This window comes from Mucilaginibacter sp. FW306-07-L (assembly GCF_058782065.1).
In genome coordinates this window covers 858,552-872,941 of the sequence record NZ_JBYSXI010000003.1, presented here as the reverse complement: position 1 = coordinate 872,941, position 14,390 = coordinate 858,552, and the positions used below count along the sequence as shown (strand labels likewise).

15 protein-coding genes are annotated in these 14,390 nt (G+C 41.8%); 9 read left to right on the top strand and 6 right to left on the bottom strand.

Annotated features, from left to right (window positions below):
* Positions 1-4: 4 nt before the first annotated feature.
* The 3 genes from AC3WJC_RS19085 to AC3WJC_RS19075 form a co-directional block, all read right to left on the bottom strand.
* Entirely contained in the window at positions 5-1,330 is a 1,326-nt protein-coding gene (locus tag AC3WJC_RS19085) for a TlpA family protein disulfide reductase (protein ID WP_492400715.1), read from the bottom strand.
* Positions 1,331-1,399: 69 nt separating this feature from the next.
* The gene (locus AC3WJC_RS19080; RefSeq protein ID WP_492400714.1) at positions 1,400-1,759 is read right to left on the bottom strand and encodes a hypothetical protein; all 360 of its coding nucleotides are present in this window, start codon (positions 1,757-1,759) and stop codon (positions 1,400-1,402) included.
* A gap of 132 nt (positions 1,760-1,891) precedes the next feature.
* Positions 1,892-2,155 (bottom strand): hypothetical protein, encoded by a 264-nt coding sequence (locus AC3WJC_RS19075; RefSeq protein ID WP_492400713.1) that lies wholly within the window; start codon positions 2,153-2,155, stop codon positions 1,892-1,894.
* A gap of 347 nt (positions 2,156-2,502) precedes the next feature.
* On the opposite strand from AC3WJC_RS19075, the gene AC3WJC_RS19070 reads away from it, so the two are divergent.
* The 7 genes from AC3WJC_RS19070 (at position 2,503) to AC3WJC_RS19040 (ending at position 10,177) form a co-directional block, all read left to right on the top strand.
* Positions 2,503-2,718 (top strand): helix-turn-helix domain-containing protein, encoded by a 216-nt coding sequence (locus AC3WJC_RS19070; protein WP_492400712.1) that lies wholly within the window; start codon positions 2,503-2,505, stop codon positions 2,716-2,718.
* Between the two features lie 600 nt (positions 2,719-3,318).
* Complete coding sequence (locus AC3WJC_RS19065; protein WP_492400711.1) at positions 3,319-4,836, top strand: hypothetical protein; 1,518 nt, start codon at positions 3,319-3,321, stop codon at positions 4,834-4,836.
* Positions 4,837-4,842: 6 nt separating this feature from the next.
* Complete coding sequence (locus AC3WJC_RS19060; protein ID WP_492400710.1) at positions 4,843-5,151, top strand: hypothetical protein; 309 nt, start codon at positions 4,843-4,845, stop codon at positions 5,149-5,151.
* A gap of 259 nt (positions 5,152-5,410) precedes the next feature.
* Positions 5,411-6,253, top strand: a complete 843-nt coding sequence (locus AC3WJC_RS19055) for a DNA adenine methylase (protein WP_492400709.1) — start codon at positions 5,411-5,413, stop codon at positions 6,251-6,253.
* Between the two features lies 1 nt (position 6,254).
* A complete protein-coding gene (locus tag AC3WJC_RS19050) occupies positions 6,255-7,457 on the top strand; it encodes a metallophosphoesterase family protein (RefSeq protein ID WP_492400708.1) in 1,203 nt (400 codons plus the stop codon).
* The gene (locus AC3WJC_RS19045; RefSeq protein ID WP_492400707.1) at positions 7,444-9,240 is read left to right on the top strand and encodes an ORC-CDC6 family AAA ATPase; all 1,797 of its coding nucleotides are present in this window, start codon (positions 7,444-7,446) and stop codon (positions 9,238-9,240) included. The genes AC3WJC_RS19050 and AC3WJC_RS19045 overlap by 14 nt, the downstream gene beginning before the upstream one ends.
* Positions 9,241-9,244: 4 nt before the next feature.
* Positions 9,245-10,177, top strand: coding sequence for a hypothetical protein (locus AC3WJC_RS19040; RefSeq protein ID WP_492400706.1), 933 nt, complete (start codon positions 9,245-9,247; stop codon positions 10,175-10,177).
* A 337-nt stretch (positions 10,178-10,514) separates the two neighbouring features.
* Here the strand turns inward: AC3WJC_RS19040 and AC3WJC_RS19035 are convergent, their stop codons facing one another.
* Positions 10,515-10,709, bottom strand: coding sequence for a hypothetical protein (locus AC3WJC_RS19035; RefSeq protein ID WP_492400705.1), 195 nt, complete (start codon positions 10,707-10,709; stop codon positions 10,515-10,517).
* 396 nt (positions 10,710-11,105) lie between these two features.
* On the opposite strand from AC3WJC_RS19035, the gene AC3WJC_RS19030 reads away from it, so the two are divergent.
* Together AC3WJC_RS19030 and AC3WJC_RS19025 are read left to right on the top strand one after the other, a co-directional pair.
* The gene (locus AC3WJC_RS19030) at positions 11,106-11,786 is read left to right on the top strand and encodes an ADP-ribosyltransferase (protein WP_492400704.1); all 681 of its coding nucleotides are present in this window, start codon (positions 11,106-11,108) and stop codon (positions 11,784-11,786) included.
* A gap of 35 nt (positions 11,787-11,821) precedes the next feature.
* Positions 11,822-12,958 (top strand): hypothetical protein, encoded by a 1,137-nt coding sequence (locus AC3WJC_RS19025; protein WP_492400703.1) that lies wholly within the window; start codon positions 11,822-11,824, stop codon positions 12,956-12,958.
* Positions 12,959-12,964: 6 nt separating this feature from the next.
* On the opposite strand, the gene AC3WJC_RS19020 is transcribed toward AC3WJC_RS19025, so the two are convergent.
* Together AC3WJC_RS19020 and AC3WJC_RS19015 are read right to left on the bottom strand one after the other, a co-directional pair.
* A complete protein-coding gene (locus AC3WJC_RS19020; protein ID WP_492400702.1) occupies positions 12,965-13,402 on the bottom strand; it encodes a hypothetical protein in 438 nt (145 codons plus the stop codon).
* Between the two features lie 8 nt (positions 13,403-13,410).
* Complete coding sequence (locus AC3WJC_RS19015) at positions 13,411-13,677, bottom strand: hypothetical protein (RefSeq protein WP_492400701.1); 267 nt, start codon at positions 13,675-13,677, stop codon at positions 13,411-13,413.
* Positions 13,678-14,390: the final 713 nt, after the last annotated feature.

Below are 14,390 nucleotides of genomic sequence, written 5' to 3'. Positions count from 1 at the left end.
TGATTTAGTTAGGGTTTAAGGGTGGACGGTCGCTGATAACGAGCTGATTGACCTTTTGCGTGCCGGGTGCTATTTCCAGCCCATAGGCCCTCAATTCATCATTTAGTAGTTTGAGGTCATTGAACCCATTTTTGAGGGTCAGGTCTATGTTTCCGGTGAACCCCGTTGCGTTGACCAAAGGCAGTTTCAATAACCCATGGGCATTCACGCTTGCCACCCAGTAACGTAAAGGTTGGTTACGAATGGATGTCCCGAACTGATCTACGGTCATCATCGTCGTACCACCCTTTGTTTTGAGTTTGCCGTTTTGCCCTGTACTTTTCAATACAAAACATTGCTCCTCCCTGGCGATGAGGCTTGGGACATAGTCCGGAAAGAAACGGCCGATTTCTTCACGCATTATACCAAATGCCATTTTTCTCATGGCCGCCGGTACTTTTAATTCGTAACAGAATCCGTGACCGTTGGCCAGCCAATGATCGTATTCCATACCAACGGCATAGGAGGTTAACTTGCTGGTATCCCGTACCTGCAGTTTGATACTGTCCAGGTAGGTAAGGAAATCTCTTCCTTTGTCAGAATGTGCCACCGCAAAAAGCTGGAGCGGGTTGAGATTTTTACAGAGAATGCGCAAAGCGCCGTCCTTTTCCGGCTGTATCAGCATCTGAAGAGGCAGGCCGGCTTTATAGTTGGTCAATACGGAATGGTATATCAGGTCCGTACCGTCGCCGCCGTTTCCGTTAACCAGTAAAGGGACCGAATCATTATACGGGATCATCGGCGCATCTTGCTTTATAACGATGTCCGGTGCTTTCCTGAGCAGCAATTGTTTGATTGTTGCCGCATTAACTGCCTGAAATTCCGTGATCGCCCTTAATTTGCCATCCTGGTCTATCCATACATAATGCGGGAGGAAACGATGTGGAAAGAGTTTGGAAAGGACCGTATCATTGCTCACCTGCGGTACGGCATAACGGACTTTGCGGCTGTCTTCCAGCTTTTTCATAAACCCGGTCACCAGGGCTGTTGGCTGGTCGCTCACGGAAAGGAATTGTATTTGACTGCCAAACTGTTGCTGTAACGAATCCATCTTAGGGATCATCGCGATACAGGGTGAACACCACGTTGCCCAGAAATCAATGATCAGGAGCTTGCCCCGGAAATCGCTCAGCCTGGCCGTGGGGGTTGGGTAATTGGAGAGGTTAGTGATCGTTACATCCGGAACCTGTTGGCCGATCTCGGGAACCTGAAAGGATGTTTTGTCCTGTGCCCGTGACGGAAAATTGAGGCAAAGGAGTACCGCTACGATCAGTATCGTTAATTTTTTCATTTTTTTTAAATAATTAAGGCTTTACCGTTCGTTCAGAATGGTCAGCCGTTGGTGTTAATGGATTTGTCTTTATTTTGGGTTTGCTGCATCTTTAAAATCGAGGTTAAAGCTGTTTAGCTGCCGCTGGTGAAAGCGGTGCGCCGAAGCGATAAAATCATTAAGCTGGTCCAGGAATGTCGCAAAGTCTTCGTCCGGGATTTCTGCCTTGAACTTGCAATCGTTGATCGCCCAGCATTGGAAAATGACCAGGGTGAAATAACGGAACAGTTCCGGTGGATGGTGTTGGAAGAAGGTCGACAATGCGCCTTGGAACCGCCTGTCCTCCCTGCGCAGGTAGAAGACCCGCATTTTACCGGTCCTGCCCTGTCGGATCTGCCGGAAAAAAAGGCAAAGCATGGCCACGATACGAAAGCGTATCAATTTTTTCATGGTGGTTTTGTTTAGAAGTTAAGGATCGGTGAAGAAAACGGCAACCGAAAATCAACTATTAACTGGATCGGTTGCCGTGATCCTATGACTTAATCAGGCGGACATAGGACAAAGAACCAGGGATGGAGTTTGTTATGGTTCATGGTCTTCTCCTTTCTGAACTTCTTGTTGTTGGGCATATAGCGCGAGCGAAAGATCCTGGAGTTTGCGGATGAAAAGGCCGAGTTGCTCCGGAGGGAGCTTATGCAGGTCGCGGCCGTTTCCGGTAAGGCCAAAGGCATGCCATTTTTTTAATTCCGCTTTCACTTCTTCAGAGGTAATGCTGCTGAAGATCCGCTCCAGCGCCTGCTCCGGGGTAATGAGTGTTGAGGAATTGAGTGTTCTGACTTTGGCCATACCTAGCAATAAATTTTGCTGGGAACACGCTGTGATTAAAAAAAGCAAGGCGTGGTACCCAACTTACCGCTTTAGAGGCCCTAGGAAGCCTGGAAACGAATAAGCCAGGCCCACGCCTATGGCGCGAGCACTGTAACTTATTGTCTCGTTTCCCTTTGAAATTTCCTAGGTTTCTAAAGCGAGATTTTAAGTACGATGCATCAATATTTTGAAGTCTATCGCAAAAGTAATTAAACGCTAATAAATGTTTCTATCTATTATTTTAATAAAAGTAGATAAAAAATACCTATGGTACAAAATAATGTACCACTTTTTTTAAAAACATGATTGATATTCCCATAATGTCTATGAAACAACAGAATTTCAAAGTATTATTGGGTCAAGAGATTGAAAGAAAGAGGATTGCTCTCAATTATGGTGTGCGCGAATTAGCTAAAATAGCAGACATTGAGCATCATCAACTAATTAATATTGAAAAGGGGCGGGTCGACATTCGTATCTCCACTTTGTTGAAAATTGCTACAGCTTTTAATTTAGAAGCTAAAGATCTTTTAACCTTTTAATCTGGCGTTGCCTGCGGCCAGGCTTTCCGCTGCAAGTCCTCGCTACGCTGTGGGCTTTACACTTCAATCCTTAACGCATTACTTAGAAAGAACTTTAATTGTTAGAATATAGACTTTCTTTGAAGTCTCTCATATATAGTTACAGATGGAGTTTCGTATAGATAACGATAAGAGATAATGTTCAGTTATCCTTTGTTGGTTTTATAAATAAATAAAATGGGAATTCAATTATGTCGAATTTTTCTAACTGAAAGCCTTTGACTGCGTAATCCAGAATGACCATAAGGCCCTGAAAAAGAGATCGCCGCTTATGTGGAGCTGCCGATGCTGAGCATGATCAACACGGGCGCCATCCAGCGCAATTACTTGCAGATCAAACAAGATGTGGAGGATATCATTGAAATGGTTAGGAACGGCTGCTTGGGGGATCCGGCGAAGGCACATTTGGTGGTCAAAAAACCTGCGCGAAGTAAATTTATATTGGCTATCGGGAAGATGCATACAAGTAAAATTGCTTGTTTTCCAAAAAAGCAGTAATTTTAAACAAAGCCTTTAACACGCTTTTTTCAGACGGCGTGATTACCTAATTAATAACCTATCATGAGGATCATCCATCCGCAACCATACGTGCCGATCAATGCCCAGTTCTTCAAAGAGCCGGTGACGATCAAACTACGTGCGGCCGATTTTAAGGGTGTGGCGGTCGTTCCCGGTCAAATGGCGGTATCTTTTCAATTTTGCTTTTTTCCCGATCTTTTTATTGAAAATGACGACGATATCGATTTTGAGGAAGTTTCCCTCAGCTTTCAAAATTGCTTTGTCATGAACCTGAAAGTTGAAAATATCAAGTCAAAAAACATATCCCTGCGCTTACATGCCTGTGTATTCGCGGGGAGAATTAGTGCACCCGAATTGATGGTGGTAAGTCTAAACAATTGTCTGTTAAAATATGGAATAACCTTATTAAATCTCCAGAAAGTCGAGCTATCCTACACGACTGAAAATATCTTCCCGTATTGGTGGAAGCAGCTATTTTACCAGCTGAACATTAAAGATCTGAAATCATTTTTAATGGAGGAAGAGCGTTATCAATTACACAATATCGGGCAAGTGCTTATTCGGTCATCAAGAAAGGATACAGACAAGCCGGGTTTTTACCGGTTTCCCAATAATACTTTGCCGGAATATAAATTCGGGTACAAGCTTTCAAATGAAGAAGACGCTTTATTGAAAGTTTCCATCCATATCGAGTTCCCTACGGACGAAACGGACAAAAATACACAAATCGAAAATGTCAGTCTGCACTCGCTGGCGCTGGTCGGCAACCCGGGCGGCAAGGTGACGATCGAAAATGTGCACGTCGGAAATTGGTACCTGTCTGAATTTTCCCCCAAGGACGGGGCAAGTTTTTATAACATCGATCCCAGGAAGCCGCATAATGAAGAAACGAAGATTGGCATCCACCGTTGTAACCTGGACAAGGTATGGTTTGACAACGTTTACTTTGGTGAGTTTGACCGGTTATCGTTCTATAGATCCAAATTCTCGAATGCCATTTTCACTTCCTGCAGCTTTCCCGAGGACTACGCAGCCTATGAAAAATTTTTGCCGATAGAAAATATACACTACCCGGAAAAACAAACAGCTAATCACCACAAGGACCAATACGAGATCTTCCTACAGTTGAAAAAGGCTTTAGAGGCTACAGGCAATATCTATGAAGCCCTTAAGCTGCAAGCGATATCGCAGATGGCGCTGCATAAGATCACCACCATTGGCGGCGGGGATAAGTTTATTTTGTGGACAAACCGCGTGTCCAACGATCATGGTTTATCGATCAGAAAACCGTTTATCTGGTTTCTGCGAATCACCATACCTGGCTACCTGCTTTATCTCCTGTGCGCAGGTTTGCTGTTTCAACCGACGAAATTTGATCCGGACCTGATCGGTTACTATTTTTCTTTTATAGACCTGACGCACAAGATCGACTTTCTAAAAGAAAAGCACGGTGGCCTGAATGCCTTATCGCTAACACTGGACTATGTCACTAAACTATTTGTTGGTTACATCATTTTCCAATTCGTAGTCGCTTTCAGAAAGTACGGCAAGAAATCATAACATGAAATGAAAAACAGAAGCGACATCATCGAAAGGATAAATGCAGAACTAGCTGCGATAAGGGAACGACAATATAACTCGGACGGGTCACCGCTCTATACGATAGCCCCCACTGTGATCTCGTTGGACTACCAGGTCAGATCAGGTGCAGCACACGGTGCGGTAAATGTGTATGGCAAGTTTGACGGCGTTTTAAAATTAAAACCACAGATTGATCTGCGCAGTTCGCTGAACGACTACCCAAACTTATTGGAAGAAATCAAAAACGACATCCGTGAAATTGAAAAAAACATTAATGTCGACCTGCAAAAATGACCATTACGCTTTGCGCATTTAACTTATGTTGGGGGACTTAGCAAGAGCCACTGTTTACCTGACGAGAATCTTTGCTATTGATAAAAAAGTTAACAATGATAATTGAAAGCCCTTTTTGTTGTAAATTCAGCGTCTAAATCTTTTCGATTTGAATTTATTATCACAAAAATCACTTCTAATCCCTCGCTCGGACAGCTTGTCTACTAATTTATGGCGGGGGGGGATTGGGCCATTTTAAAAGTTCTATATTCGTTTTTAAATGGAGCCTGAAGTAGAAAATAGATCTGTAATACCCTTCCTGCGCTGGACAGGATCTAAGCGATGGTTCACAAAAAGCCATATAAAAGATTTTTTGCCGGAAGAATTTGGCGACTATCATGAGCCTTTTTTAGGTGCTGGAGCAGTATTTTTTCATTTGATGAATAAAGTTTCAAGCGGGAAACAATTTTTTCTTTCAGACTCCAACGAAGATTTAACGAACGCTTATTTGCAGTTACGAGATAACCCAAATGAGGTGATTCATAGTTTGAAATCTTTTAAAAATACTAAAGAAGACTACTACCATGTTAGAAGTTTGAGCCTCGATTGCGCACATGAACGCGCGGCGCGTTTTATCTATCTGAATCGGACTTCTTTTAACGGTATTTATAGGGTGAACAGTAACGGCCTGTACAATGTACCGTATGGTAACCGTGCAAAAGTAGACTATGTGACGGAACAATTGTTACTGAATGTCAGTGATCGTCTACAGGGCGTGCATCTTCGGACACAAGGGTTCGAATGCTGCATTCAGGACGTGAAAGCTGGAGACCTCGTCTTCTTGGATCCACCCTATACAGTTGCACACGAAAACAATGGTTTTATTGAATATAATCAACATCTCTTCGCCTGGGAGGATCAGGAAAGATTAAGGCGTTTAATTGAAAATCTGATGGATTTGGGCGCATACTTTATTCTAACTAATGCCAGCCATACATCGATAGCCGAACTTTATAAAAATATCGGCACGATGAAAAAGTTGTCACGGAATAGCCAGGTCGGCGGCAGAAACAAGACTAGGCGGATGTATAATGAATTAGTTATCTCAAATATCTGCAGGTAATATGGCGATAAAGAAACTTAAAATAGCTGTAATTAGCGATCTGCATTGCCACCCGGAGGAAAAGGAATACGCGAAAAATAATACGCTTTTATTCAGTGATAAATTACGACTGCCCACCAACGAGCATCCGGTAGAAAATTTGCTGGATATTATTGAAGATGAAAAGATCAAAGTGGATTTGGTACTAAGCCCGGGCGACTTTACTCACCAATCGCATAAGCAAGGTTTTTTTTCAGGTTGGTCATATGTAAAAGAAATCGCCCGTGCCTTGAAGGCGGATGAGGTAATTGCTACTATTGGCAATCATGATATTGATTCACGACATACCTACTCAAACTATAGTTTCGATATACCGAAAAAGATCAGCCAAGATTTCCCGCTGGATAAGACAAGGCTTGCGCAGTTTTGGGATACCGGTTTTGCATTCATCGAAGAACCTGATTTTCAAATTCTCGTAGTCAACAGCACCCATTTTCATACACATTCTGACAAGGACAACCCGATCGACAACCCGGTTGTTAAAGGCAAAATGGACACGGCGCAGATTGAACAAATAGAGAAGTATCTGAAGGAACACAACGATCCGAAAAAAATCAAGATTGCACTGGTACATCATCATCCTATCAAACATGCCCGACAACAATTAGGCGAGTACGATTTCATCGAGAACGGTGAAGCTTTTTTAAATGTTTTGGGAACATACCGCTACGACCTATTGATCCACGGGCATAAACATGATCCATGGCTGAGATATAATATCACAGAAAACGGATTTGAGATACCAATACTCTCGTCAGGTAGTTTTTCCGCAACAAACCAGATTTCTTGGATCAACAAGTTTAACTATTTCCACTTGATTGAAATTACTAAGGATGAAGACACACCCGCCACTGGTATGTTGGAAACCCTTACCTTCAAAAATAGAATCGGATGGAAAAAAGACCGTGAAGATGGCTTTTACCCTTATGCGGGGTTTGGATATTTAGATAATCTAAAATTAATCGTAGAAAAGATTAAAACAAAGCTAGAAGCGTCAGCTACTGGCATGCTGAAATGGGACGCTGTCGTAGAAGATATTCCGGAAATTCGCTACCTCACACCCGATAAAATGGACGAGCTGGAGGCACAATTGTTGGCGGAACAAATGTTATTAACATCGAAGATCGGCGTAAAACCGAAGCACGTATATTATGAAAGAGATTGACAATTTCTACAATACTTACAATGCGCGGCATTTAAAGCCATCCGAGGTTGCCGAGAGCTTTATCTTTTCAAACAGTTTTGAAAAGCTGATCCAAAATGACCATTCCGTAATATTGGGTGCACGGGGGTGTGGTAAAACTACATTAATGAAAATGTTGACGCTGCCTGCGCTTTACCATTGGGACCATGCAAGGGCTGCTGATATCCGTACGGGTCTGCCATTTCATGCAGTTTATATCTCGACAGACATTTACTGGGATGTTAAAAACCAAACATACAGTTCAGAGCTGGAATCGTTTGGTAACTTTTCCGAACGAATATCACAGTTCTCAGTTACAAGTAATGTATTTTCATCACTGTGCGACACTTTCAAAAACATTTTGGAAATCGACATTCAGTGCGATGACGAAGCAAAGGAGCTAGAGTTATGTAAGGTTTTGATCAAGGCCTGGAAGTTGAACGCTACGGTTCCGAAGATTGAATATGTTAAAGAAGCTTTAAATGAAAGGGTTGATTTCGTGAACCAGTTCATCCAGGATGTAATCTTTAACCATAAAAAAAATCAAGAGGTTGTTACGCCTGATTTTTTCAATCTGTCGTTCGAAACTTCGTTAGAATATGTAATACCGATCTTTGAGAGGATATATGGTTTGCAAAACAAAAGGCAATGGGCTTTATGTTTTGATGAACTTGAATTCGCGCCATTATGGCTTCAGGAAAAGTTATTTAGGTCATTGCGTAGCAGGACCCAATATATACTTTATAAACTAAGTTCTAGTCCGATACTTCCTTTAGCACTAGCGAGATCGTTATCCGACGAATATAGCGCGACAATCGGAAACGATGTGTCCCTCATTAAAATGTGGGGTTCGTCGGAGGCGGACAACTTTTCTAAAAAAATAATAGAATCTTATTTAGCCAGAAAACTTAACATTCGCGATGTCAAAACCTATTTTGGTTCAAACGAGATCTATAATAAAAGCCAGGATAGCTATAACGAAGGCAGCGAATTTTATAAAGAGATGATCGAGCTTTTGAAAAAAGACGATGCTTTTAGAGAGTTTATGGTTGATAAGAATGTGGACGTTAGCCGACCTATTCCGGTCGATAATCAAAAAGACGTCTTATTCAGAAAGATTAAGCCAGTTGTTGCTTTCAGGAATTACTATTTGTCTGAAAATAGAAAAGTGGATGGCAACAAGTTTAAAACTGGCTATCGTAGCAGGAAAACGGGTGAGCTTTATTCGGGAATAGAAGTGTTGACAAAAATCTGTGACGGTAATCCACGTTGGTTAATAGCAATCGTGACTTCAATTTTATCAAAAGCTGCCACGCGGGGAATGTCTGAAAAATTGCAATATGATGAGATCATCAGTGCGGCCAAACGCTTCCAAAATGTAATTGCAAATATCCCAACGGGGGCAACAATTTCCACGCCTTTAACGGAAATCATTGAAAGGGTTGGTCAGTTTTTTAAATATCAGGTTCTGGGGCCAAATTTTAACCTTGACCCTAAAGGGACATTTGTGGTTGATGAAAATCATCACCAGGTGTCAGGCGAGATTATAAATTTATTAGAAAAGGGTATAGCGCAAGGCGCACTTATTCTGGTAGACAGCGATGGTCAGTCGTTTGATTTCGAACTACGGGGTAAACGTCTAAAATTGTCGTATTTATTTGCTCCATTATATGATATCCCTCTTAGGAAATACACGGATATAAAGTTGAGCGAATGTTTGCGCGGGCTGCAGATTGAACGGGCAGGACAAACTTCATTATTTTAAGATTATGAAACTGGAATACGGACGACAAATTCAATTAAGCGAAGTACAGAATAAGACCATTCAACTGTTCCTATTTGCTTGTAATCATGAAAAAAGGATTTTATGTGCCCATAACAAAATCCAAAATAGTAACACAGTTATCAAATCAATTGGGTTTTCTTATAAACCGTTAACAAAGAAAAAGAAAGGTGCAATTGAGTTAATTCACCTTAAAAGTCATGTAGAAATTTACGATATCCTCGATTTAGAATTTGCTAAATATGGTAATGACGAGATTAATATAGTTGTCGATTATTCCTGTATGACTAAATCTTGGTATTATTCAATAATTCTGTACCTAACCAAAAGAGATCTTGCGATATCGAAAGTAATTGCATTGTTTTTTTATACACCATCTAAATATTCTGCACCCCAGAAGCCGAAGCACAATACAGAAATAGCCCCATTGCCGGGAAAATATGTTGTGCCGACAAATAAGCCCAAAGCTTTAATTGTCTGTTTAGGCTACGAGCAGAATAAGGCGGAGGGAATAATTGATCACTTAGATCCAAAGATCTGTTATGTTTTTTACACAGAGCCTGCCCTAGATTCCAAATTTGTTTCTACGGTCAAGGCAAATAACAAAAATATATTAGATCATTATACCAATATTATTACATATCCATTCGACGATCTGCTTTACTTGGAGCGGCAGCTAACCTCATTATACTACTTGCTTAGGGAAGATTACAGTATTATTATCGCGCCTCTTGGTCCGAAACCATTTACGTTTATCTCTATGTTACTATCAGTCAAATTTCCTGATATAGATATTTGGCGGGTCGGATCAGGCTCCGATATTAATGAGTATAAAAGGGAGCCAATTGATGATAATACATTCGTAATCAACGAAGTAGTATTTACATCGACATCACAGGACGACCGAAAAGTCAAGTAATCGCGGTGTCCGAATAGATTCCATTCTTTTCTCTCAACTCAAAAGTCCAGCACCGCGTCGATCGCCTCGTCCACCTTTTTAAAGGAAAGTTAGATTGGCATTGCATTTGTCGTTAAGATGCTTTCGTGCCTGTACATTTTCTGTAGTTCCTTTGGATTAATCTCTTTTTCCTCCGCCCTTTGAGCAAATGAATGTAGGCTTTTCTGCTGAGAAATATTTTTGATACTACCGATCATAATATGGGATTATGTGTATTGATGTAATTTCAAACCGCGATTCCACGTCATTAAGCAGTTTTTAGGGTTAGTTAAACCGTTACTTTCCTGATTTGCCGCCATCACTTTTTAGCCAGGTAGCAGATGGCGGCGATTACGATCAGGCAGACCACTACTATAGCGATCAGGGCGAAAGAAGTTTCAGACATGGCGTTGTTTTTATGGTTTTTTAATAAATTAATTTTCAGGTTGAGCAAGGCGGTCAGCAGGCCGATGGCAACGGTGATAAAAGGCAATAATTTTAATAAGGTCTCCATACATTATATATTATGTTACGTTAATGATTTGAGCTTCCTGGACAGCATAGCACAGGATTGGCGCGGTGTCAAGTACTTCACCCCCCGCGGAAAGACGGGTCTTAAATTGCGCATATAGTACTCAGGCAGCGCCGGAAGTTTCACTAAGCGGCGAAAAAAATTTATACCGCCCATCATTAAGATAAATTATAGTATCCCCGTCGTGAAAAAACGGTCTAAAATGGAGGCAAAAAGCTGTTTTTGAAGGATAATTCGCAGGAAATTTTGCCTTTATTAAAAGTAATTCGCCTGACAATCAGTGTTATGTGTTTATTTTTCACTGATCTATGATTTTTTTATTTTTCAGCCGGATTTGACTGAATCGCGGTTCCTAATTTCTTTGCGCACTTTTGAGGAATGAGTTTAAGTTTAGAAGACACACTTCGGTTATGCGATGGCGAGCGCAATCACCACGGGCTGACACTTGCCCGGAGCTATGAGGGCTTCAAAGCATGGTTTGCGGCCTTTGAAAACAGCAGCGATGAATTTGACCTGCGTCTTGCTTACATGCGCGAACTTGACATTCCGAAAGAGGAAGCTTTCTTTATTTTAGCTTATACCGGTACACACTCCAGCTGGATCAACAGCGATCTTCGGAACGGTGAGGAACTATCAAGCCGCTGCAAGCAAACATTCGCGGAATCTTTAGATCAGGTGCTTCGTAAGCTTACCTCATTCAATAATCAAATCGTCTACCGGATGGATATCCCACCTAACGATGACGAAGAGACTAGAAGCTGGTTCCATCAACATGTAGGAGCAAAGTTCGAAGTTCCTTATTATCTTTCAACTGCGCAGGAGGATTACCATAATACGCCCGTCGTCTGGAAAATCCAGACACTGACTGCCGATAGTTTTGGGAAGGATATTTCCAAACTTACGAATAACGAGTTTGAGCGGGAGGTGCTTTTCCGTCGGCACGCTAAATTTGAAATATTGGGAATTGAGTACGGAACTGGGTATGTGATGTTACAGGAACTGACGAAGGACGCCGCAACCGATTTTCCCCTGGTTGGTATCTATAACCGCAAATATTAGGAACGACGGCAATTGAATGCTCATTAAATTTGATTATGAAAAAAACGATCTTCTATTCTTGGCAGTCTGATCTGGCCAGTAATACTAACCGGGGGTTTATTGAGGACAGCCTTGAGAAGGCGATCAAGGGGATAAACCGCCAGGAAGTACATCTCGAGGTGGCGATCGACCGTGATACCCAGCACAGCAGCGGGACCCCTGATATTGTAAATACGCTTTTTGAAAAGATAGACAAATGCCAGGTTTTTGTTGCGGACGTTAGCCTGATCAATACCGAAGGCAAGCGCACACCTAATCCGAATGTACTTTTGGAACTTGGTTACGCAGCCAAATGCGTTGGCTGGGAGAATATCATCTGTGTTTATAATACGGAATACGGTCAGCCTGAAGAATTGCCATTTGATTTGCGTTTCCGCCGGCCACTGCAATACAAGATCAGTAAAGCCGGGCCGAAAGCCGCTGAGCGAAACCTGCTAGCAGCCGCGCTTCAAAAATCACTTCAGGCGGTTTTGGATAAGCAGCACAGCAAAGATGTCATCTATGAGAACATCAAACTACAGGTCGATCAGCATTTGATGGCAATCGCTAATCTTGGGTATAAGCTATTTTACGGCTATAAGGGTTTTATTACGCCGCGTGACCTTTTTAATTTAGTTGATCTAACAGAACAAGAATTATCGGAACTATTGAGTGCCGGTGACTTTATGGGCTTCCAATTATTCAAAAACACTGAAAGTTTACAGGATAGCTTTCAGGCCATCGTTAATAACCCGATCTTTGCCAAGCAAATTGATGATGATAAAGTCGCCGCACTGATCAAACTGGGCAACGCACTTCACCTGTTGAACGAGAACCTGGCGAACCGCCGGGAGCTGTTCCGGAAAACAGAAAAAACCATTAGCAGGTTCCGGACGATTGAAGGCACGGCTATAGAAGCAGGTAATAAACCGGGCAAATTTCTTTTGCTGAAAACGATCGATCAGGAGAAAGGTGTGGTGATGGATAGCGGGGATTTCACCATATACCGGCAAGCAGATCTCCTAACTTTTTTCAAGGTTGCAGAGGACCAGGTATTTGTGCTGGTACTGTTGTTTAAAGAAGTGTTTTCAGCTGTTGGCGCCGTGATTGACCAATGGGGCGGCTCGATCGTGCTTGACCCCGCTCGGATCTAAAGGCGCTTAATTTTCCGGTAGACCGTATTTGTGGTAATACGAATTCAGGCACCACTTTTTACAGGCTTCATAACTTTCTTTTTCTGAGGCAAGCTCCGGATATTTGGCCATCGTTCTTTCTGCGAATTCCCAGGCGAGTTCTTCCCTGGCGACCTTGTTATCTCCGGGCCTTATTTTCGGTGACTGAAAATGGCCGAACTCATGAAACAGAATCCATAACACGTTTAGGGGCACTTTCACATTTTTGAGGCTGATGCGGATATGCTCAGGGTTATTGTCGTAGGCTTCAAAATTAGAAAACTCAACATCATAACGTGCAGAGATATTCACGCCTTCTGCCTGCAGGTCATCCAATACGCGGGTGACTAATGTGCGATATGGTTCCAGCTTACCTTGAGCGCAAAACTCGTCGATCTTTTGTTCACGTGGCGTTTTAAGTGGCATATGCTGGGTTATAAAGCCAGGTCCAGATCTTGTTCGCTATCCGAAATGTTATTGATGTCCCGGATCACCACGATTGACGGCGTATCATCATGGACACTGGCGTAAATATTTAATCCTTCTTTCGGATAAATAACGCTTGCGGCATAATGCCGTAATGCGTCGACCAGTTTTTGCTTTGCTTCGGGCGTAACGCCGAACGGCGGCATGGCAGTCAGGATGCAGCCGGTTTCAGCTCCTGTTTCCGGATTGTTCAATCTTTTGATAAGTGTTCTCATGGATAAGGTATTAATTAAGGTGCAATATAAAAATATTTCATTTAGGGTTGAATGATTTTCAACATTTTCAGGTCAGCGGTCAGATTTTGCATGGGGCAAACAATCAGGCCATCATTTGGGATCATTTCGGTGCAGTTCTTTATTATCCTAAATTACCAAGGCGATTACATCATCGAAACTAACGATAACTATTTTACATGATTATCATTATTGGCTAATTTTGATTAATTCCCAATTATCATAATGTAAGCCACTCTTTGTCATTTAAAAACGGCTTGCCGGACATTCGTCTTAATGATTGTTTCAACTTTGTTCTGCATTTACACGTGCTCTTGACTAATGGCCTTTTATAAAATTCAGATTTTTAACCCCTCTAAATTAATGATACAAGGGAAAGTAGTTATCAACAACAGATAACCATTTATTATCTGTTACTAGCGGGTTTATGTAGAATAATTGCTTTGTCGATAAGCTTACCCAGCATGCTTATCTCTTCAATTTTATAAAATAATGTTTCTATGGCCTTATAATTTCCATTCGTTTGCTTTGATAAATATCCTTGAAAACAGCCTTCGGATGTGATCATGTAACAGTGACAGGGTACGCCTGGAATAGACTTCTTATCCGGTTGGAGTTTTATTCCTTTCCTGCGATGACGCATGAATGTTGATTCGATCCATTTCCTTGTTTTATTTAACACCTAAGAGCGCTAT